This window comes from Sinobacterium caligoides, from assembly GCF_003752585.1.
In the GTDB taxonomy this organism is placed as follows: Bacteria; Pseudomonadota; Gammaproteobacteria; order Pseudomonadales; family Sinobacteriaceae; genus Sinobacterium; species Sinobacterium caligoides.
In genome coordinates this window covers 133,862-153,948 of sequence record NZ_RKHR01000006.1, presented here as the reverse complement: position 1 = coordinate 153,948, position 20,087 = coordinate 133,862, and the positions used below count along the sequence as shown (strand labels likewise).

16 protein-coding genes are annotated in these 20,087 nt (G+C 52.8%); 9 read left to right on the top strand and 7 right to left on the bottom strand.

Translation table 11 applies throughout. The features are described from left to right. Positions 1-18: 18 nt before the first annotated feature. Both EDC56_RS15555 and gshB read right to left on the bottom strand, forming a co-directional pair. Positions 19-906 (bottom strand): TonB family protein, encoded by an 888-nt coding sequence (locus EDC56_RS15555; protein WP_123713494.1) that lies wholly within the window; start codon positions 904-906, stop codon positions 19-21. An 18-nt stretch (positions 907-924) separates the two neighbouring features. Next, positions 925-1,881 (bottom strand): glutathione synthase, encoded by a 957-nt coding sequence (gene gshB / locus EDC56_RS15550; RefSeq protein WP_123713493.1) that lies wholly within the window; start codon positions 1,879-1,881, stop codon positions 925-927. Between the two features lie 237 nt (positions 1,882-2,118). On the opposite strand from gshB, the gene pilG reads away from it, so the two are divergent. Genes pilG through EDC56_RS15510 form a run of 8 tightly spaced genes read left to right on the top strand, consistent with a single transcriptional unit; the run spans position 2,119 to position 14,315 of the window. Further along, on the top strand, positions 2,119-2,514 hold the full coding sequence (pilG, locus tag EDC56_RS15545; RefSeq protein ID WP_123713492.1) for a twitching motility response regulator PilG: 396 nt from the start codon (positions 2,119-2,121) through the stop codon (positions 2,512-2,514). Between the two features lie 45 nt (positions 2,515-2,559). Further along, positions 2,560-2,937 carry a response regulator gene (locus tag EDC56_RS15540; RefSeq protein ID WP_123713491.1) on the top strand — a complete coding sequence of 126 codons (378 nt, stop codon included), beginning with the start codon at positions 2,560-2,562 and terminating at the stop codon, positions 2,935-2,937. A 25-nt stretch (positions 2,938-2,962) separates the two neighbouring features. Continuing rightward, positions 2,963-3,505, top strand: coding sequence for a chemotaxis protein CheW (locus tag EDC56_RS15535; protein ID WP_123713490.1), 543 nt, complete (start codon positions 2,963-2,965; stop codon positions 3,503-3,505). Positions 3,506-3,560: 55 nt separating this feature from the next. Next, positions 3,561-5,603, top strand: coding sequence for a methyl-accepting chemotaxis protein (locus tag EDC56_RS15530; RefSeq protein ID WP_123713489.1), 2,043 nt, complete (start codon positions 3,561-3,563; stop codon positions 5,601-5,603). Positions 5,604-5,662: 59 nt separating this feature from the next. Beyond that, positions 5,663-6,508: a CheR family methyltransferase gene (locus EDC56_RS15525; protein ID WP_123713488.1), complete on the top strand. Its 846-nt coding sequence runs from the start codon at positions 5,663-5,665 to the stop codon at positions 6,506-6,508. Between the two features lie 28 nt (positions 6,509-6,536). Continuing rightward, positions 6,537-12,815, top strand: a complete 6,279-nt coding sequence (locus EDC56_RS15520) for a hybrid sensor histidine kinase/response regulator (protein WP_123713487.1) — start codon at positions 6,537-6,539, stop codon at positions 12,813-12,815. Positions 12,816-12,826: 11 nt separating this feature from the next. After that, positions 12,827-13,801, top strand: a complete 975-nt coding sequence (locus EDC56_RS15515) for a chemotaxis protein CheB (RefSeq protein ID WP_162844212.1) — start codon at positions 12,827-12,829, stop codon at positions 13,799-13,801. Between the two features lie 28 nt (positions 13,802-13,829). Further along, positions 13,830-14,315: a chemotaxis protein CheW gene (locus EDC56_RS15510; protein WP_123713485.1), complete on the top strand. Its 486-nt coding sequence runs from the start codon at positions 13,830-13,832 to the stop codon at positions 14,313-14,315. Between the two features lie 4 nt (positions 14,316-14,319). Here EDC56_RS15510 and EDC56_RS15505 read toward each other — a convergent pair whose 3' ends face one another. The 5 genes from EDC56_RS15505 to EDC56_RS15485 all read right to left on the bottom strand — a co-directional run bounded on the left by EDC56_RS15505 (position 14,320) and on the right by EDC56_RS15485 (position 19,875). Next, a complete protein-coding gene (locus tag EDC56_RS15505) occupies positions 14,320-15,045 on the bottom strand; it encodes a 16S rRNA (uracil(1498)-N(3))-methyltransferase (protein ID WP_123713484.1) in 726 nt (241 codons plus the stop codon). Between the two features lie 48 nt (positions 15,046-15,093). Then, positions 15,094-15,924: a methylenetetrahydrofolate reductase [NAD(P)H] gene (gene metF, locus EDC56_RS15500; protein ID WP_123713483.1), complete on the bottom strand. Its 831-nt coding sequence runs from the start codon at positions 15,922-15,924 to the stop codon at positions 15,094-15,096. A 247-nt stretch (positions 15,925-16,171) separates the two neighbouring features. Then, positions 16,172-17,539, bottom strand: coding sequence for an adenosylhomocysteinase (gene ahcY, locus EDC56_RS15495; protein ID WP_123713482.1), 1,368 nt, complete (start codon positions 17,537-17,539; stop codon positions 16,172-16,174). A gap of 66 nt (positions 17,540-17,605) precedes the next feature. Beyond that, positions 17,606-18,832 (bottom strand): methionine adenosyltransferase, encoded by a 1,227-nt coding sequence (gene metK / locus EDC56_RS15490; RefSeq protein WP_123713481.1) that lies wholly within the window; start codon positions 18,830-18,832, stop codon positions 17,606-17,608. 23 nt (positions 18,833-18,855) lie between these two features. After that, positions 18,856-19,875 (bottom strand): ArsR/SmtB family transcription factor, encoded by a 1,020-nt coding sequence (locus tag EDC56_RS15485; RefSeq protein ID WP_123713480.1) that lies wholly within the window; start codon positions 19,873-19,875, stop codon positions 18,856-18,858. On the opposite strand from EDC56_RS15485, the gene EDC56_RS19475 reads away from it, so the two are divergent. Next, the gene (locus EDC56_RS19475) at positions 19,874-20,086 is read left to right on the top strand and encodes a hypothetical protein (RefSeq protein WP_148059433.1); all 213 of its coding nucleotides are present in this window, start codon (positions 19,874-19,876) and stop codon (positions 20,084-20,086) included. The genes EDC56_RS15485 and EDC56_RS19475 overlap by 2 nt on opposite strands. Position 20,087 lies beyond the last annotated feature (1 nt).

Genomic DNA, 20,087 nt, shown 5'->3' with positions numbered 1-20,087 from the left:
TCTCGTGAGTCAATTAAGTTAGCCGTGTGATGATAACTGATTCTTGCTGAACCGCCAGGTTCTGATGATCTCCAGTAGGTCGGCTTTCTCGCGCATCTTGCGAGGAAAAGGCGGAAAGGGGGCTGAAGCACGGACGCTGCGTATGGCCGCCGCATCTAAAATAGGCTGCCCAGAAGACTTCTCAACCACGATCTCCTGAATGGTGCCATTGGGCTTGAGCACGACGACCAGCTGTACATCCCCTTCGATGTTTTGTCGACGTGCTTGTACGGGGTAGTTCTCGTTGCCAATTTGCTCTACTTTTTGCTGAAACTGATATTGATAGAGAGCGTCGTCGCTGGATTTGGTGGAGACGGAGGTGATACGGTGAATTCTTGGCCGCTTGGCATAAGCCTGTTGGCGCTGGTCTAGTCTGGCGCGCAGACTGGCAATGTCTTGACTGAGTTGTTGATCGCGATCCAGTGTTTCGCTCTGAGCCTGTTGGGGCAGTGGTTGTTCTTGCAGACTGACGTTAAAAACATTGCTGGCGGCGCTGGTGACGACCTCGCTCGCAAGCTGACTTGTGTTGCTGGGCTTGGGCTCTTGTTTTTGCTGTCGCTGCATGCCGGTTTCTTTGATCTGCAAGTCGTTGTACAGCGCTTCTTGTCGAGTGGTCAGCTCAGCTTTTTCGTCGGTGGTACCGGACCCTTGCTGATTGTGTTGTGCGATGTAGTCAGCGTCTTCAGGTTGGCTGCTGCTGTCATGCATTGCCAGGGTGATTTCCAGTGTGGAAGCCGTACTGGTGGCTGGAGTGTCTGCAAAGGTAATGCCGAGGATGATCACGCAGTGGATCATCACGGCCATAAATAGGGTGAAGCTCAGTCGATCTGAGCTTGTTTGTGTGTAGGCTGGGCTACTTGGGGGCATAGTATTAAAGTCGTTGTTTTAGTTATTTTTCAGTTGTTGCTCGATGCTCTGCATTAGTTGGCCGGCGATGTCGAGGTTGTAGGCGTCGTCGAGCTCGCGGATACAGGTCGGGCTGGTGACATTGATCTCGGTGAGGTAGTCGCCAATGACATCGAGGCCAACGAATAATAAGCCTTTTTCACGTAAAGTTGGAGCGACTTGTTGGCAAATCCAGCGGTCACGCTCGGTCAGTGGTTGCGGCACGCCGCTACCACCTGCCGCCAAGTTGCCTCGGGTCTCCCCTTCCGCAGGAACTCGAGCCAAGGCATAGTCAACCGGCTTGCCGTCGACCATTAAGATGCGTTTGTCGCCCTGTGTGATTTCTGGGATAAAGCGTTGGGCCATAATCGATTGGCTGCCGTATTGGGTGAGGGTCTCGAGGATGACGCTGAGGTTTGGATCGCCAGCTTTGACGCGGAATATTGCCGTGCCGCCCATGCCATCTAGGGGCTTAAAGATGACGTCTCGATGCTCCAAATAGAAGGCCTTGAGTAGATCGTTGTTGCGGCTCACCAGCACCGGAGGGCAGCATTGTGGGAACTGTGTAGCAAAGATTTTTTCGTTACAGTCGCGCAGGCTACTGGGGCGGTTGACGATGAGTGTGCCTTCGCGCTCGGCGGCCTCGAGAATATAAGTGGAATAGATATACTCGTTGTCAAACGGCGGATCTTTACGCATTAACACCACGTCAAGCTCGCTGAGGGTGATTTTTGATGGCTCGCCTAACTGGCAGTAATCGTCTGCGTTGTAACTAATGTTGGTGATAGGTTGGGCGATGGCCTTAGCTAGACCCTGTTCGAGATAGAGGTCGGGCTGTTGGATGTAGAACAGTTCCCAGCCCTTCTGTTGCGCGGCGGCAAACATGGCAAGGGTGCTGTCTTTCTTAACGTTGATGGCTGTAATGTCATCCATTACGATGGCGAGGCGAATGGTCATGTAGGGGTACCGGTTGATGAGGACTGAGCCTATAATAGGTAATCTTTGTTGTATTGTAACTTCTGTATCTACTGAAAAGTACACCATGGTTGCGATCGAAGTGTGATATTAATGGTGCTAAAGTAGATTGAGTTGTGAAACTGTGTTAAAACCTTATACACCGTGATCATCTAATGGATGGCAAGTCTCATAGTTTGATGACCATATAGAAGAATAAGTTGAGTGGGATTGTTGTGCATGAGTGTTAACTTCGCAGATTTAAAAGTCATGGTAATTGACGATAGTAAGACTATACGTCGTACTGCTGAGACTCTATTAAGTAAAGTAGGTTGTACTGTTGTCACGGCTGTAGATGGCTTTGATGCCCTAGCCAAGATAGCAGATACACGTCCTGATATTATCTTTGTCGATATTATGATGCCTCGCTTAGATGGCTATCAGACCTGCGCTTTGATTAAAAATAATAATGAATTTAAATCAACGCCGGTCATTATGTTATCGAGTAAAGATGGTTTGTTTGATAAAGCGAAGGGTCGAATAGTTGGCTCGGATCAGTATCTAACCAAACCGTTTAGTAAAAATGAGCTGCTGAGTGCGATTGAAGATCACGTCGGCAAGCAAAACGCCGCATAGCGGCGCAATAATTCTAACTAATCCAATGTTGTTCAGGAGATTGAAATGGCTCGAGTATTAATCGTAGACGACTCGCCAACCGAAACTAGAAGAATGAAGTCGATGCTGAGCCGTCATGGCTATGAAGTGCTAGAGGCTGAAAACGGTGAAGAAGGTGTGGCGAAAGCGAAGGCGGAGCTGCCTGATATTGTTTTAATGGATATTGTCATGCCAGGGATCAACGGCTTTCAGGCAACTCGCCAGTTAAGTAGAAATAGTGCTACCAGCGATATCCCAATTCTTATTGTCACCACCAAAGATCAGGAAACCGATCGTGTCTGGGGCAGGCGCCAAGGGGCGAGGGGATATTTGACTAAACCGCTGGAAGAAAAGCTGCTGATGAACACGATCAAAGACGTCCTCTCCGGCGCCAGTGCGTCTTAGTCAGACAAGGTTGGAAGAATAACCGATGAATAAGCTCGTGGAGCCATTTGCAACCTTAACCGAAATCGCCCAGCGTAGTCTGGCGGCGGCGAGGGGATTACCCGCTCAGCAAGAGGTGAAAGTCACTTGGAGTGGTGTGGGCTTTACCTTGGGCGGCGTAAAGATGGTGGCGCCGATGGCTGAGGTCGCGGAAATGTTGGTTGAGCTGGGTGCGACAAAGATGCCTGGCGTGCAACCGTGGGTAAAAGGTGTTGCTAATGTCCGAGGACGCTTGTTGCCCTTGGTAGATCTCTATCACTTCTTCAACCATAAACCACTGCCTCAGTCTCGAGACAGAAGGGTGTTGGTTGTTGAGAGGGGAGAGCTTTATACTGGCCTAGTCGTCGACCGAGTCTTCGGTATGCAACATTTTCCTGCAGAAACTTTTACCGATGAGATTGCTGAGGATGCCGCCGCGTATGGTGAGTATTTGGTCGGATCTTATCTGGTGGATGGTGAACCATGGGCTGTTTTCAGCCCATTTTTATTGGCAGCGGATACGCGTTTTGTAAATGCTGCAGCAAGTTAATCTATGTTGTGACTAACATAACTACATATAATGAGTTGGGTCGGGGATCCGGGGCATGAGTACAACTAAAAATACGACGAAATCGTCGAATAATGGTGGCACATCATTACTGATCATCTTGCTGGTGTTGGTGATTGTTGGTTTTGCCTATATTGGTTTCAAGCTGTTTCAACAGGTAGGGCATGACTCTGGGTACCTGAAGTCAACGAGTGACTTGCGCGTTTTGCTGCAGGAGCTGACAACGTCATCTCGTCAGGCAACAGAGGGTAATGCGGCTGCGTTTACTGACTTGAAAGAGGCTAACGCCAAGTTTAAGGCGACAGTTAATAAGCTGATCGACGAGAGTAACGACCAAGAGCTGTTGGCACCGGAGCTTGATCGATTGGCAAAGACTTGGACGATGCTGGATCAGTCCTCGCATACGATCGTTGAGAACCGTGATCGAATTTTGTTATTGCATGAAGTTGCCAACACGCTAAACGAGTCGGTACCGGCAGTACAGGCCGAGTATGAGAACGTTGTTGAGATCATGCTGGATATAGGCGCTGATACCGAGTCTACTGTTCAGGCGCAGGGGCAGAGCTTGTTGATGGAGCGTATCGCTCGTAACGTTGACAAGATGCTCGAGGGACGCGTTGATGCCGTCTCAGCTGCTGATCAGTTTAGCCAGCAGGCGGTGCTGTTCCGTGCCGTGCTCAACGGTATGCTTGAAGGTAATAAATCACTGCGTATTACTAAGGTGAATGACCCTGAAGCATTGGCTAGCCTCAAGGAAATTACAGAGTTGTACGGCTTCGTTGCTGGCTCTGTTGATGAAATCGTTCAGGCATCCCCAGACTTAACTAAGGCGCGTGATGCTGCGAAGAAGGTGATCGAAGCGGAGCCGATGATGCAGGATGCGATTGCGGCGCTGGTTACCGCCATCGGTAATCTTGATGGTAAGCGTGCTATTAACACCACTATGTTGGCCGGTTTGGCTGTAGCGATTCTCGTGTTGTTGGCGCTGATTGGTCTATCGAATGCTCGTGGAACCGCACGTCAGCTGAAGACAGAGAACGAGACTAACGAGACTAACCAGGCGGCGATCTTACGTCTGCTGGATGAGCTGGCCGACTTAGCCGACGGTGACTTGACTGCTACGGCGACTGTATCGGAAGACTTTACCGGTGCGATCGCCGATTCGATTAACTTCACTATTGACCAACTACGGATCCTGGTTTCTCAGATCAACGATACGGCGGTAAGGGTCTCCTCGGCTGCCGAAGAAACACAGGGTACGGCGTTACACCTTGCAGAAGCTTCTGAGCATCAGGCACAAGAGATTGCCGGAGCGTCGGCGGCGATCAACGAGATGGCGGTTACCATCGACCAGGTTTCGGCTAACGCCTCTGAGTCTGCACAGGTTGCCGATCGATCGGTTAAAATAGCCGGGTCCGGTGCCGAGGTTGTACAGAATACTATTCACGGTATGGACACGATTCGAGAGCAGATTCAGGATACAGCGAAGCGTATTAAGCGCCTCGGTGAGTCGTCACAGGAAATCGGTGATATCGTATCTTTGATCAACGACATCGCGGATCAGACCAACATATTGGCACTTAACGCGGCGATCCAGGCATCTATGGCCGGTGATGCCGGTCGAGGCTTCGCGGTTGTTGCGGATGAGGTTCAGCGACTTGCGGAGCGCTCCTCTAATGCAACAAAGCAGATCGAGGCGCTGGTTAAGACGATTCAGTCGGATACCAATGAAGCGGTTATCTCTATGGAGCAGACCACCTCGGAAGTTGTCCGCGGAGCGCGTTTGGCTCAGGATGCGGGTGTGGCACTGGAAGAAATCGAGAATGTATCGAGCAGTCTCGCCGAGCTGATTCAGAACATCTCTAACGCGGCGCGCCAGCAGGCGGCTTCCGCAGGTCATATCTCGAATACCATGAACGTTATTCAAGAGATCACTTCTCAGACCTCGTCTGGTACTACCACGACGGCGAAGTCGATCGGTAATCTCGCCGTCATGGCGACAGATCTACGTGAGTCCGTAGCCGGCTTCAAACTACCTGAAGAAGAGTTGGACTTTGATGATGAGCTGCAAGAGCATTGATAGCGGCTCATCTTTAGCCAAGCTCAGCTTTAGTCTGGGCTCGTTGAGATGAACAGACTTTGAGTTGGGCGCTGCGGCCTCAGCCGGAATTGTCAGATAAGCAGTTTCGTCTGTGGCAAGAGCTTTTAGAGGCGCGGACAGGTATTGACCTGGGGGGCCATAAATCGATTCTGCAAGTTGGCTTATTAAAGCGCATGCGTCAGCTTGGATATGAAAATTATGGAGAGTATTACCATCAGGTGAGCGCCGGTGGCGGTGATGCAGCTGTTGAATGGGGGGAGTTACTCAATAGCCTTACTGTTCAGGAAACGCGCTTCTATCGCGACCCATCTGCTTTCGCCTACCTAGGTGATTACCTGCAAGTACGACTACAGGTTAATGATGGAGAACCTTTAGAGCTTTGGAGCGTTGGTTGCTCCACCGGTGAGGAGGCTTATAGCTTAGCGATTACTGCTGCAGAGGCGGTGAGAACGGCGGCAGGTGAGCGCTTTTTCGGTGTCACTGGTACTGATATCAGTAGTAGCGCGGTGGCACGTGCTGAAGCAGGTGAATACCGTCAGCAGCAATTATTAATAATAGAGGCTGCGCTGCGCTATCGATACTTTAGGAATATCTCGGCTGGTAGCTATCAAGTTGTACCGGCGCTGAGGTCAAGAGTGTGTTTTAGTCGCTCCAATATCGCGATGATAAACACCCTGCCTAACATGTTGATGGACGTGATTTATTGCCAGAACATGTTGATATATTTTAAGCGTGAAGGTCGGATTTCCGTATTAAATGCGCTGTATAAGCGCCTAAAACCCGGGGGCCTTTTAATTACAGGCCCTGGCGAGAGTCAGGGCTGGCACCATCCAGGCGTTAGGCGTATTAGCAATAGTCGTATAGAAGGCTATATAAAACAGTGATACACAAGATTAGAAGGGCTTTGCGGTGATGGCTAAAAGTCAGGATTATGTAGCATTAGAGTGGGTTTCTGGTGAAATTGCTGAAACGCTTAAGCAGGCAAAGCAAGCGTTAGAAGCCTATGTGCAAAACCCACAAGATTCCTCCCAACTGCGTTTCTGTTTGACCTATATACACCAGGTATACGGTACGTTAAAAATGGTTGAGTTTAATGGCGCGACGTTATTTGCCGAAGAACTCGAGGCCTTAGCGCAAGCGTTAGTCGATGGCTCGCTACCTAACGAGCGAGAGGGTTTGATTGCCTTGATGGGAGGGCTATTGCAGTTGCCGCCCTACCTGCAGCGCTTGAAAGTATCACACCGAGATGCTCCTAGTGCCCTGTTGCCAACGATCAATGATATGAGGGCGGCGCGGGCTGCTTCAGCACTTGAAGAGTTTGCTTTCTTTACACCTGACCTGTCTCGTTTAAAGCTCTCCTCAGATGCGCCCGTGCAGTTGAGCAAAGCAGAGTTTGTTGGCCTAGTTGAAAAGCTGAGGCAGATGTTTCAAATCGCCTTTGTCGGTATTGTCCGTGATAAGAAGCTAGGCAAGAACCTACAATATTTGGCAAAGGTCTGTCAGCGCCTAAGGCTGATGTCACTAGGTAAACAGCACGAGGCCATGTGGAGTGTGGCACTTGCCTTAATTGAGGGCATTGCCAACCGTTCGATCCCGCCAACCTCTGGCGTTAAGTCGCTTTTAAAGCAGATTGATACTGAGCTCAAGGGACTGGTCGAGCGGGGACCTAGTTATATGGACGGCGAGATCAACAATGAGTTGATGCGCCAGTTTCTCTATCATATCGCCAAGTCGAAAAATGATTCGCCCTTGATGGCGGATTTAAGGCAGGCTTATCAGTTAGAGGCCGCGCTGCCGAAGAGCTATGAAGAGTTCGTTGCCCCGCCAGATTACGAGGCGGTGGCGGCAGTGATTGATGCGCTACTCGAAGAGTTGGCGGCGGTGAAGGACTTTTTAGACCTCTATGTACGCAATGACAATCAACAGTTAGATGTGTTGCGACCAGCACAGCCAATGCTTAAGCGTGTTGCCGATACGATGTCATTGCTCGGCTTTAATGAGCCGTTACAGACGATACGTGACCAGCTGAGTATTTTGACCGACTACATCGCCGGTGAAGGTGGTGATCTACAGGCGCTACAAGAGATGGCGTCGTATGTGATCTCTGTAGAGCACTCGCTAACGCAATATCTCTCGACGAATGGTGACTCTGTCCATAAGACTGAGGCGCAGCTGCACTTCGACAGCGCAACCGAGGTGGTTGTTCGTGAGGTCTGTAGTCTACTCGAGCAGGTTAAGGAATCGATTGTTGAGTTTGTAGCCGACCAACTTAACCCAGAGCATCTACAGCCGGTGCCGGCAATGCTGTCAGCAGCAAGTGGCGCCTTAATGCTTAGCTCCCTTGAGCGAATTGCCGCTGCGGTCAAGGCTTGTGAACACTATACTTCTGCATGCCTGATGAACAAGTCACAGGCGCAATGGCAACAGCTGGATAAGCAGCCGTTAGATACCTTGGCTGATGCGATCAGTAGCATTGATTACTACCTTGAGCGGTTATTGGAAGATTTTGATGGCGTAGATAATAGCGCTATCATCGTTCGTGCCGAGGAAAGCCTCGTTAGCTTGGGTTATGAGTTTGATGGCGAATGCATTGTCGTACCTGAAGCGGTGCTTGAGAGCAGCGCTGAGCCTAGGGATAAACGTGTCGACGAGCAGGCAACCTTTGAGGCTGTGAAACCCGAGGCCGTTAAACTGGCGCCGGAGGCCGCAGTATCGGTAGAGATACCAGAAAACGAAACGGTTGCAGAGGATGACGAAGACGCTATCGACCCTGAAATCTTAGAGATTTTTGTCGAGGAAGCAGAAGAGGTACTCGCGAGTATTAATCAGTGGCTACCTGCTTGGCTAGAAGGTGATGGCAAAGCGGAAGGGCTCAGCGAGGTGAGGCGAGCTTTTCACACCCTGAAGGGTAGCGGACGTATGGTCGGCGCGACGACGATCGGTGAGTTAGCTTGGTCGATCGAAAATATGCTCAACCGGGTGATGGATAAGAGTCTTGAGCTTGATAGCACCCGTGTTGCCTGGATTGCTCTCGTTACCCAGTGTTTCCCTGCGATGGTTGAGGCCTTCGAGGCTGGAAAAACGGTCAACGAGTCTTATGTTAGTGAGCTAACCGCAGTGTCAGATTGTCTTGCAAAGGCAGACGGTGAGGTCGATGTCACAGCCTATGATAGTCACCGGGTGATTGCTGACACTGATGTCGTGGTGGAAGAAGAGGCAGTATCAGAGCTTATTGTTGATGATGAGGCGGGCATAAACTCGCCGAGTGAGACGCTACAGATCGACGAAGAAGCGGCGATGTTGCTCGAAGTCTTCGAGCAAGAAGCGCGCACACATTTAGAAACTATCTATAACTATATTACTGAGGCGCTGGAGAGTGTCGACCCCCGCTACATAACCGATAGTTTGCAGCGGGCATTGCACACGCTTAAGGGCAGTGCGCATATGGCCGATGTCACCTCAATTGCTAGAATTGTCGGCCCAGCCGAGAAGTTAGTTAAAGGTATGCAGGCTTCAAGGGTGCGTGCTCCTGGCTCAGTGCTAAGTGTGTTGCAGACAACGACAAACTTAGTCGAGCAGGGCTTACAGTTATTACCTGAGCATGCGCATGTTGAGCTTGAGGGCAGTGCAGAATTACTCTTTGATATTGAAGAGCTGACAGACCATATACTCACAGATCCACACTTGAGCGGTGTTAACGACGATGCCATTGACCCCGAGCTGCTCAGCCAGCTATTAACCGAAGGCATGGATAAGCTCTCGGCGGTTGAGGATATTCTCGATGCTGAAACGGTCTCAGTGAGTGGTGTTACTACGATATCGACACTATTGACTGAGTTTAACCTGATCGTTGATAGCATTCCTATTCAGCCGATGCATGAACTTGTTACAGCGGTGATCCAGGCTTGTGCTGCGGTACGAGAGGATAATGTCACTTGTTTTACACCGTGTGCGAGTCAGGCTGTCGATACAGTTATTGGCATGATGGACTGTATTGCCGCGAGTATGGACATCGCGCCGGCGGATGAACTGGTCGCTGAGATTGGTCGTTGGTGCGATGAGCAAACAGTTGAAGATGAGCTGGTGCTGTCAGCTATGGAAGCCTCTGCTGTACCGGAAATTGTCTTAGAAGTACCGGGTGAACTCAATTTCGAGCAGCCGCTAATGACGGCTGACGATGAGCTGTCTGCTAGCTCAGCGGCTGAACTCGAGCCACTGGCGGTCGAGGGGCTGCTGGAGGAAGAGAGTCCGCTTGAAGAGATACAGCAGCAGTCAGCCATTGAGGGCTCTTTGTCGGAGCCGACAGAGGCGGAAGAGTTGTCGTTCGCTGAGGTTGTGATCGAGCAAACTGTTGAGCCAGAGCTGGAGTTAACTAGCCTAGCGGCAGAGCAAACACCGTTAGAAGATGCTTTCTTTGAAGAGCAGCTGCTGGCTGAAGGTGTTGACGATGAGGTGAGCACTGAAACACCTGAGATCGAGCCAGTAATTGCGCCACAAGATGAAGGGTTATTGGTCGAGCCCGTTAGCCAAGAGCCTCTGCAGTCGGCTGCAGAAACGATGATGCTGACAGAGCCAGCAGAGCAGGTTGCTGACACACATAGCCTGTTCGCAGATGATGACGACGAGTTAGATGATGAGATCATCGAAATTTTCATCGAGGAGGCGGCTGACTTACTCGAGGGTATCGACGAAACCCTGCAAAGCTGGGCGCAGGATATCGACGACAGCGCAGCGATGCCTGAGCTGCTGCGTTTACTGCACACCTTCAAAGGCGGTGCGCGTCTGGCGGCGGCGGATGCCTTGGGTGACCTTAGTCACGATTTTGAGACCTACGTTATTGGCGTTGATGCCTCGAACAAGCTCGATCAGGCAGCGCTGGCAGAATTCCAGCAATTCCAAGATCGTTTGCACCACAGCATGGATCGCTTCCTTACCTCGCGTCGTAGCGGCGCCGATGTTGTGGAGGCAGCAGTGTCAGAAGCTGCAGCTCCAGCAGCGGTATTGGAGGAGAGCGTTACTGACAATGGTGTGCTAATCGAAAGCTTCTCGGGCACGGATAGCATTGATGAAGTTGTCGAGCGCACTGATGAGCTGGTGATAGCGGCGCCTGAGCAACTGACAGTCGAAAGCACTGTTGAGGCAGATCTGACTACCGGGTTATCGGAGCAGCAAGTAGTAGCTACTAGGGAGGATCTGCTTGAGTTAAACGCTGATCACGATCGCACAGAGCCTGTAAAGGCAGAAGCGTCGATGTTTAAAGCGCCGTCGGTGAAGATGGTGGCAATACCCAAGCGTAGCAACGAGCTGGCCGCTACCGATGGGCTTAACCAGCTCTCTCAGGCGGATGCATTAAATCAGGCCAAGACACCGCAGGAGGTGATTAAGGTTTCTGCCCAGCTGCTAGAAGAGTTGGTAAACCTTGCGGGTGAGACGACTATTGCCCGAGGGCGTGTCGAGGAGCAGGTCAGCGATATCTCCTATGCGATTGAGGATATGGAGTCGACGATAGATCGGTTACAGGATCAGCTGCGCCGCCTAGATACTGAGACAGAGGCGCAGATCTTGTTCCGTCAGGAGCAGATGGAAAGCTCTGGTGTTGAAGAGTTTGATCCGCTGGAGATGGACAGATACACCGCGTTGCAGCAACTATCACGCTCGTTAATTGAGTCTGCCTCTGATATTGCCGATATTAAGGGGACTATCTCCGATAAGGCCCGTGACATTGAAACGTTACTGCTACAGCAGTCGCGGGTGAACACCGACTTACAGGAAGGTTTGATGCGTTCACGCATGGTACCTTTCTCTCGTATGGTGCCGAGATTGCGTCGTATCGTTCGACAGGTGGGTAGTGAACTCGATAAGAAGGTTAACTTTGTCCTCGATAATACTGAGGGTGAGATGGACCGCATTGTCCTTGAGAGAATGGTAGCGCCACTCGAGCACATGTTGCGTAACGCGATCGACCACGGCATCGAACCTGTGCAACAGCGATTGCAAGCGGGCAAGCCGGAGCAAGGTAATATCGTTATCAGCATGGCCCGTGAGGGCGGTGAGGTGGTCATCAATCTAGAAGATGACGGTGCCGGTATTGATCTGCAGGCAGTGCGTCAGAAAGCCGTCGATAATGGCTTGATGACATCGGACGCAGAGCTCACCGATCATGAAGTCATGCAGTTTGTTTTACATGCCGGTTTCTCGACGGCGCAGGAGGTAACGCAGATATCTGGCCGCGGTGTTGGTTTGGATGTGGTGCATTCCGAGATCAAGCTGCTCGGTGGTATGGTCGATATCAGCTCCAATCACGGATTGGGCACACGCTTCACTGTTCGTCTGCCGTTTACGGTTTCCGTTAACCGTGCGCTGATGGTAAAAGTGGCCGGTGATATCTATGCCATCCCACTTAATACCATCGAGGGTGTGGTGCGTGTCAGCCCGTTTGAGTTGGAGGCTTATTACCAGCCGGAGGCACCACTTTTCGAGTATGCGGGACAGCCTTATAACCTGCGTTATATGGGTTCGTTACTGCAGAGCCAGGCCAAGCCTAAGCTTTCGAATCAGAGTGCACCGCTGCCGGTGGTCTTGGTGCGTGGTGCAGATCATGCGGTTGCGGTACAGGTTGATGCGTTGCTTGGCTCACGCGAGATTGTGGTGAAAAACTTGGGGCCTCAATTTTCGCGGGTGCAGGGACTGACCGGTGCGACCGTACTGGGTGATGGCTCTGTCGTAGTTATTCTCGATCTTATGGCAATGATTCGAGCCGATATCTCACAGGGGTATAGTCAGCTTGAGCAGGGCGATGGCCAGGTAGAAAAGCAGGACACCCTGACCGTGATGGTGGTCGATGACTCGGTAACCGTACGTAAGGTTACCTCGCGATTCCTCGAGCGTAACGGCATGAATGTGTTGCTGGCTAAAGATGGCGCCGATGCGATGCAGCTACTTATCGACCATAAGCCCGATGTCATGTTACTCGATATAGAGATGCCGAGAATGGACGGCTTTGAGGTGGCGAGCCGAGTCAAGCACAGTGATCGCCTACGTGATATCCCGATCATCATGATTACCTCGCGGACAGGTGACAAACACCGTGAGCGAGCTTTTTCTCTCGGTGTTGATCGTTATCTAGGCAAGCCCTATCAGGAGGCGCAGCTATTGGAGACCTTGGCTGAGCTGGTGGTATTGCCCGAGTAACGGTGGCCGTGGTGAATCCTAGAGTCGGCCTCGTGGTCGATGACCCTCTGCAGCAGCATCAACTCAAGGTGCTACTGCAGGAGCATGGTTATCAGCTGGGCTTACTCATTAGCCCTGAACAACTAACACCACAGCATATCGTCGACGCTGCAGTACATCTTTGGCTGCTCTGTTTAGCGGACGTGTCGCGTCATGAAGAGGTCTTGGAGTCTCTGCTCAGCGATGCTGAGGTGCCGGTATTGATCGAGGACGGTTCCGAGCAGTGGGCTGATGAGGAAGGGCCCAGCCCACGTCATCGACGGTTAATTAAGCAGTTGAATAAAGCCTTGCCGGTGCTGTCGGAGAGCGATGCTCACGTGGAAAACCCGATATTAAGTCGCGCACAGGAGGTCAGTGAAGAGACCCAGGTTGCCTGCAATGTGTGGGTGTTGGGTGTATCTCTCGGTGGGCCTGAGGCAGTCTGTGAGTTCCTTTCGATGGTGCCAGCCGATCTTCCCGTGGCCTTTGTCTATGCGCAGCACATCGATGAGCAATTTAATGAGACGCTGTTACTGGCAGTCTCGAAGCAGTCATCGATGCCTGCTAAGGTGTTGCGTTCGGGGGATCGCCTGCGTCACGGGGAGCTCGGTTTGATGCCTGTCCGCCAGCGCTTAAAGCTGTTACCTTTAGGTCAGGTGATGATTGTCGATGAGCCATGGCCGGGGCCATTTTCGCCCTCTATAGACTGCCTGATGAGCGATGTTGCTCACCACTATGGCCGTTACAGCGGCGGTATTATCTTCAGCGGCATGGGCGATGATGGTGCGGAGGGTAGTAAACAGATGACGCTTGCAGGCGGCAGGGTGTGGCTGCAGAGTTTCGACAGTTGTGCTAATAGCGCCATGCCGGAGGCAACAGCGGCCGTTGGTAATTACGAGCGAATTGCTACGCCAGCCGAGCTTGCTGCGGCGTTGGTGGATGAATATAAACAAGTAGATAATGCCTAGATATGGGCTACGGAGTTAGGTGAAGGCAATGGCAAAACAAATAGAAGCAGTCGCCGCGCCAGCAGAGTTGGCGACACTATTAATACCCGTGCAAGATAAGAGTTTGATCTTGCCGAATGTGACCGTTGCGGAGATCATCAGTCGCAAGGCTACCGAGGTCACTGACGATGTGCCGAACTGGTTTGTGGGTCATATTCTCTGGCGTAATACGCAGGTGCCAATCGTGTCTTTTGAGGCGATCAACGATGAACCATTCATCGCCGATGACCATCAGCAGCATATTGCTATCATCAATGGTAGTGATGCTGAGATCCCCTTCTGGGGGGTTCTAACTGAGGGAACACCCAAGCTGGTGCGCCTTTCGGCTGAGCAAATTCATGCCAGTGATGAAGCAATAGGTGGTCCAGCAGAGCTGCAAAGAGTTGTTGTCAGCGAGACCACGGCAATTATTCCCGACCTAAACTTTGTCGAGGATAAGCTGGTTACCTTGCTCAGTGAGTTGACCCTTAGCTAAGTCGTTACGCTAAGTCACCCCAACGATACTGTAGGATGCTGAGCGCCGTGATTGGCGCTGTTTCTGTGCGTAGCACTCGCGGCCCGAGCGTCAGTGCCTTGAAGCCGGCGCTGAGTGCCCGGTTAATCTCCTGTTCACTTAACCCGCCTTCGGGCCCGATCAACAGCGCTACCGACTCTGGCCTTGTCTGTCCTAGGCCCTGCTCGCTGCGGTGGTGGAGTACCAGCTTTTCTGTGCAGTCCGTTTTGGCTAGCCAATCATCGAGCGTGCACGTGGGAAGCAGCTGTGGCAGCGTGTTGCGCTGACACTGCTCGCAGGCGCCAATAATAATCTGTTGCCAGCTGGCGTGCTTCTTCTCCAGTCGCTCGGGGCTGAGCTTTACCTCGCTGCGTTCGCTAAACAGAGGCTGAATTTCACTCACGCCCATTTCGGTCGCCTTCTGCACCACCCAGTCAAAACGGTCGCCCTTGGATAGTGCGATGCCGAGTACCGTGCGCAAAGGGCTCTCTTTATTGCAGTCGTCAACTTGTTCGGTTTGAACTTTGACTGACTTCTTGTTGAGCTCGCAGACGGTTGCGTTGACCTGTTGGCCGCAGCCGTTGAAGAGAATCAACTGATAGCCCAGCTTGAAACGTAACACCTTGATCAAGTGGTGACTGGCGCTGCTGTCGAGCTCGACGATTTGGTGGTCGTTGAGCTCAACGGCGCTATAGATACGGGGAATGCGCATAGTTGAGGGTCTCGCGGGGCCTGCAAAATGGCCGAGGGTGTACGCTAGTTAGCGGCTAAGCCCCAGATTGTTCCAGATGCTGCGTGTAGGTTCAACTTGGTTCATGGTATAAAAGTGAATACCGGGTGCGCCACCGGCTAATAAGCGCTCGCTCAAGCGCGAGATAAACTCGACCCCCCATTCCTCGATCGCCTGCTGATCGTCACCGAAACTGTCGACTCGCTGTTTCAGCCAGCGGGGGATTTCTGCGCCGCAATTAGCGGAGAAACGACAGAGGTTGCTGAAGTTGGTGATTGGCATGACGCCGGGGTAAATCGGTTGCTCGATGCCGGCCTGTTGGCAGCGTTCCATGAAGTAGAAATAGGCGTCGGCATTGAAGAAGTATTGCGTGATAGCGCTGTCGGCACCGCAGCGAAACTTCTGTTTGAGGAAGTCGATATCGCTGTCGTAGTGTTCGGCTTCCGGATGAATTTCCGGGTAGGCGGCGACCTCGATCTCGAAATGATTGCCGCTGTGGCGACGGATGAATTCGACTAATTCATTGGCGTAGACTAAACGACTGATGCCGGTGCCGGAGGGAATATCGCCGCGTAGTGCTACGAGGCGCTTGACGCCGAGTCGCCGATACTGGTCGAGGAGTTCGCTCATTTCTGTATCACTGTCACCACCAAAGGAGAGGTGGGGGGCGACATCGATACCCGCCTCGCGCATCTCCTCGATGACGCCGATGGTGTTGTCTCGAGTCGAACCACCGGCACCGTATGTGACGGAGTAGAAATCGGGCTTCAGTTTGTCGAGTTGCTGGAGGGTGCCGCGCAGTTTTTCGCGCCCGGCGATGGTCTTTGGCGGAAAGAATTCAAGGCTGAAACGTTTACTCATGATGGGGCTTCCACATTGTCCGTTGTTATTGGTCACGTCGCTCATCCTTGTCATGCAGGCACAGCGAAGACGGCCTAAAGTCATAGGCAGCTGTGATGTTCGGTATGATAAGCGCTCTGCAGTAGTTGCTAGCTTGCCGATTGGCACGACTGCGACTGTATTATTGTTTCGTCGACAGCGTTAAGCCGGTGATAGCGTCACCGGCTGAACTGGGGGCATGACACTCCGTCATGCCTGTGCCTGAACTCTAGTACTTGTAGCTCTCGGGCTTGAACGGACCGTCGACATCGACATTGATATAGTCGGCCTGGGTCTGCGTAAGCTTGGTTAATACGCCGGCGAAACCAGCGACCATGTCGGCGGCAACTTCTTCGTCGAGCTTCTTCGGCAGTACTTCGACGGTGAGGCGAGTGGCCTTGGTGGCTTCGTCCTGATCGGCGAACTTAAGCTCCCAGAGGTGGATCTGCGCGAGCACCTGGTTGGCGAAGGAGCCATCCATGATACGGCTGGGGTGACCAGTGGCGTTGCCTAAGTTGACTAGACGACCCTCGGAAAGCAAGATTAGGTGGTCGTTGTTGGCGCGGTCGCGGTAGACACGGTGTACCTGTGGCTTAACCTCGTCCCACTCCCAGTTGGCGCGCATGTAGGCAGTGTCGATCTCGTTGTCGAAGTGGCCGATATTACAGACGACGGCGCCGTTCTTCAGCGACTGCAACATCTCGGCGTTACAGACGTTGGTATTACCGGTGGTGGTGACGATGAGGTCGGTAGAGCCGAGCAGTAGCTTGTTGATGCCTTCGAGGGTACCGGTGTTGATGCCGTCGATGAACGGGGAAACGACTTCGAAGCCGTCCATGCAGGCCTGCATGGCACAGATCGGATCAACCTCGGCAACACGGACGATCATGCCTTCCTGACACAGTGACTGTGCAGAGCCTTTACCGACATCGCCGTAGCCGATAACGAGGGCCTTCTTGCCGGCGAGGAGGTGGTCGGTACCGCGCTTGATGGCATCGTTCAGGGAGTGGCGGCAACCGTATTTGTTGTCGTTCTTCGACTTGGTGACGGAGTCGTTAACGTTGATGGCAGGTACTTTCAACGTGCCCTTTTCGAGCATCTCGAGTAGGCGGTGTACACCGGTAGTGGTCTCTTCGGTAATACCGTGCACGTCGTTGAGTACCTGTGGGTACTTGTCGTGTAGCATCAGGGTCAGGTCGCCGCCGTCGTCGAGTACCATGTTGGCATCCCAGGGCTGGCCATCCTTGAGGATAGTCTGCTCGATACACCAGGCAGACTCTTCTTCGGTCTGACCTTTCCAGGCGTAGACAGCGACGCCGGCAGCGGCGATGGCGGCGGCGGCTTGGTCCTGTGTGGAGAAGATGTTGCACGATGACCAGCGTACTTCGGCGCCCAGTGCGACCAAGGTCTCGATCAGTACGGCGGTCTGGATGGTCATGTGGATGCAACCCAAGATCTTGGCGTTGGCTAGTGGTTTGCTTGCGGCATACTTGCTGCGCAGCGCCATCAGTGCAGGCATCTCGCTCTCGGCGATATCGATCTCTTTGCGGCCCCAATCGGCGAGGCTAATGTCGGCAACTTTGTAGTCGGTGCTCATGGTGTCAATCCTTAAGATAAATAAACGCACCTGCAGAGCAGGTGCGGCAGTCGATAATAATTTGGTTTACTGGCCGAGTGCGGCTTTTAGGGCATTCACTTTGTCGGTCTTTTCCCAGGTGAAGGCGGTAAAGGTGTCGGATTTTTGGACCACCTCACCGTTTTCTCGTTCTTCCCAGTGATAGGTGTGCTCGAAGGGCTCGCGGCCGAAGTGGCCGTAAGCGGCGGTGAGCTGATACATCGGATGTAGCAGGTCGAGAGTCTTAGTAATCGAGTAGGGGCGAAGGTCGAAGACCTTGCGGATGGCGACGATCAGCTCACTGTCACTGACCACACCGGTACCGAAGGTATTGACAGAAATAGACGTCGGCTCTGCCACCCCGATGGCATAGGAAACCTGAATTTCACAGCGCTCGGCGAGGCCGGCGGCGACGACGTTTTTGGCGACATAGCGCCCTGCATAGGCGGCAGAACGGTCAACTTTCGAGGGGTCTTTGCCGGAGAAGGCTCCGCCGCCGTGTCGTGCGGCACCACCGTAAGTGTCGACGATGATCTTGCGGCCGGTTAGGCCACAGTCGCCGACGGGGCCACCGATGACGAAAATACCGGTGGGGTTGATGTGGTACTGGGTCTCATCGTGTAACAGCTCGGCGGGCAGCACAGGCTTGATGATGTCGTCCATGATGGCCGTGCGCAGGTTTTCCAAGCTGATGCTGGGGTCGTGCTGCGTCGACAATACTACGGCATCGATAGCGACTGGCTTACCATCTTCATAGCGGAGAGTTACCTGAGACTTGGCGTCGGGGCGTAGCCAAGGTAAGACGCCCTCTTTGCGCAACTTCGCTTGGCGCTCAACGAGACGGTGTGAATAGTAGACGGCAGCTGGCATCAACGTGTCGGTCTCGTTGGTGGCGTAACCGAACATCAGGCCCTGGTCACCGGCGCCCTGGTCTTCCGGCTTTGAGCGATCGACGCCCTGAGCGATATCGACGGATTGCTTGCCGATGGCGTTGATCACGGCGCAGCTGGCACCGTCGTAGCCGACGTCAGAGGAGTTGTAGCCGATGTCGGTGATCACCTTGCGGACGGTGTCTTCGAGGTCGACGTAACAGTTGGTGGTCAGCTCACCGGCGACGACGGCCATGCCGGTCTTAGTCAAAGTCTCTACGGCGACACGAGCATAGGGGTCGCGTGCGATGATCGAGTCGAGAATGGCGTCGGAGATCTGATCCGCGAGCTTGTCGGGGTGACCTTCGGAGACGGACTCCGAGGTAAAGGTACTGTATTCAGACATAGTAGATTACTCGTTATTGATAGCTATTCGTTAGCATTAAGGGGGCACCGCGTGCCGGTGGCATCTGTGGGTTTATAAAATTGTCGCACCTGAATGCGGAAGCCGTTGCGCAGAGCTAGATAGACATTTTGACCATCGTGTAGACCAACGGCAGTGGCCCAGGTGTCGAGGTCGCTGGGCTCAAACCCCAGCCAGAGGTCACCACAGGCATCACGAGCCCATTCCTGGTCGTGATGGCAGAGCTCGGTGATCAGTAGCGAGGCGCCGGGTTGCATGATGCTGGCAACATCGCGAAAGATATCGGCGGGTGATGGGGTATGGTGCAACACCATGTTCATCACGACGCAGTCAGCACGTAGCTGCTGTTGTCGGGCGTCGCTGGTGTCGCCGTGGATGAATGTGATGTTGCTGAGCTTGTTACTATCAGCAAAGTCACGGGCCTGCTCGAGCATGACCTTGCTGTTGTCGAGGGCGATCACTTGCTCGAAGCGTGGTGATAGCTCGGAGAGGAATTCGCCGGCACCCGGGCCGACTTCGACGACGCAGCCGTGGGCGCTTAGCGGTAGGCTGCTGAGCATCTGCCGAACGCTGTCGCTGTATTGCTGGTAGTCGGCGATAAGATCCTGCTGCTCGCGGAAGTTATTGATATTTTGATTGAAGAACAGCTGTGATCGTTGGCTGCGTTCACAGCGAACTCGCTCGATACCTTGGCTTACCTCGGCATTAATACTCAGTGCATCGACCTCGACAAAGAGCTGACGTTGCAGGCGCTGTAGCTGTGCTCGGGAGGCGGGTTCGGAGCGACGATAGAAGATCGAGTTGCCCTCGCGGCGGCGCTCGACGAGGCCGGCCTGCGCCAGCACTTTGAGATGATGGCTCATCGCCGACTGTTTAATCGAGAAGATTGTGCACAGCTCCTGTACTCCGAAACTGTCAGAAGCCAAGACGCGCAGGATCATCAGCCGCAGGCTGTCGCTGCTGGCCTTGCAGAAGTGGGCGAGTTGTTGGCTCTGATCGAGCGGCGCTAGGCTGAGGTCATTCATGGGCGGCATTCTAGCAGCACTGGAAAGCTATATCAAAAAAAATCAATATAGTTTTTTTGTGCGACGATTTCTCTCTGGCGGTGGGGTTAGCTGTAGAGCACGTCGTAGATCAATGTCTAGCTGCTTGTTGATGAAATCAATATTATTAACGCATTTCTTTGATGGCGAAGGCGCTGAAAATTATTCTGTTGCTCTAGAATGGCAATTTTAGT

Excerpts from the sequence above, each read along its gene's own strand:
- EDC56_RS15555 (WP_123713494.1), bottom strand. The coding sequence starts at position 906 with ATGCCCCCAAGTAGCCCAGCCTACACACAAACAAGCTCAGATCGACTG.
- gshB (WP_123713493.1), bottom strand. The coding sequence starts at position 1,881 with ATGACCATTCGCCTCGCCATCGTAATGGATGACATTACAGCCATCAAC.
- pilG (WP_123713492.1), top strand. The coding sequence starts at position 2,119 with ATGAGTGTTAACTTCGCAGATTTAAAAGTCATGGTAATTGACGATAGT.
- EDC56_RS15540 (WP_123713491.1), top strand. The coding sequence starts at position 2,560 with ATGGCTCGAGTATTAATCGTAGACGACTCGCCAACCGAAACTAGAAGA.
- EDC56_RS15535 (WP_123713490.1), top strand. The coding sequence starts at position 2,963 with ATGAATAAGCTCGTGGAGCCATTTGCAACCTTAACCGAAATCGCCCAG.
- EDC56_RS15530 (WP_123713489.1), top strand. The coding sequence starts at position 3,561 with ATGAGTACAACTAAAAATACGACGAAATCGTCGAATAATGGTGGCACA.
- EDC56_RS15520 (WP_123713487.1), top strand. The coding sequence starts at position 6,537 with ATGGCTAAAAGTCAGGATTATGTAGCATTAGAGTGGGTTTCTGGTGAA.
- EDC56_RS15510 (WP_123713485.1), top strand. The coding sequence starts at position 13,830 with ATGGCAAAACAAATAGAAGCAGTCGCCGCGCCAGCAGAGTTGGCGACA.
- EDC56_RS15505 (WP_123713484.1), bottom strand. The coding sequence starts at position 15,045 with ATGCGCATTCCCCGTATCTATAGCGCCGTTGAGCTCAACGACCACCAA.
- metF (WP_123713483.1), bottom strand. The coding sequence starts at position 15,924 with ATGAGTAAACGTTTCAGCCTTGAATTCTTTCCGCCAAAGACCATCGCC.
- ahcY (WP_123713482.1), bottom strand. The coding sequence starts at position 17,539 with ATGAGCACCGACTACAAAGTTGCCGACATTAGCCTCGCCGATTGGGGC.
- metK (WP_123713481.1), bottom strand. The coding sequence starts at position 18,832 with ATGTCTGAATACAGTACCTTTACCTCGGAGTCCGTCTCCGAAGGTCAC.
- EDC56_RS19475 (WP_148059433.1), top strand. The coding sequence starts at position 19,874 with ATGGGCGGCATTCTAGCAGCACTGGAAAGCTATATCAAAAAAAATCAA.
- EDC56_RS15485 (WP_123713480.1), bottom strand. The coding sequence starts at position 19,875 with ATGAATGACCTCAGCCTAGCGCCGCTCGATCAGAGCCAACAACTCGCC.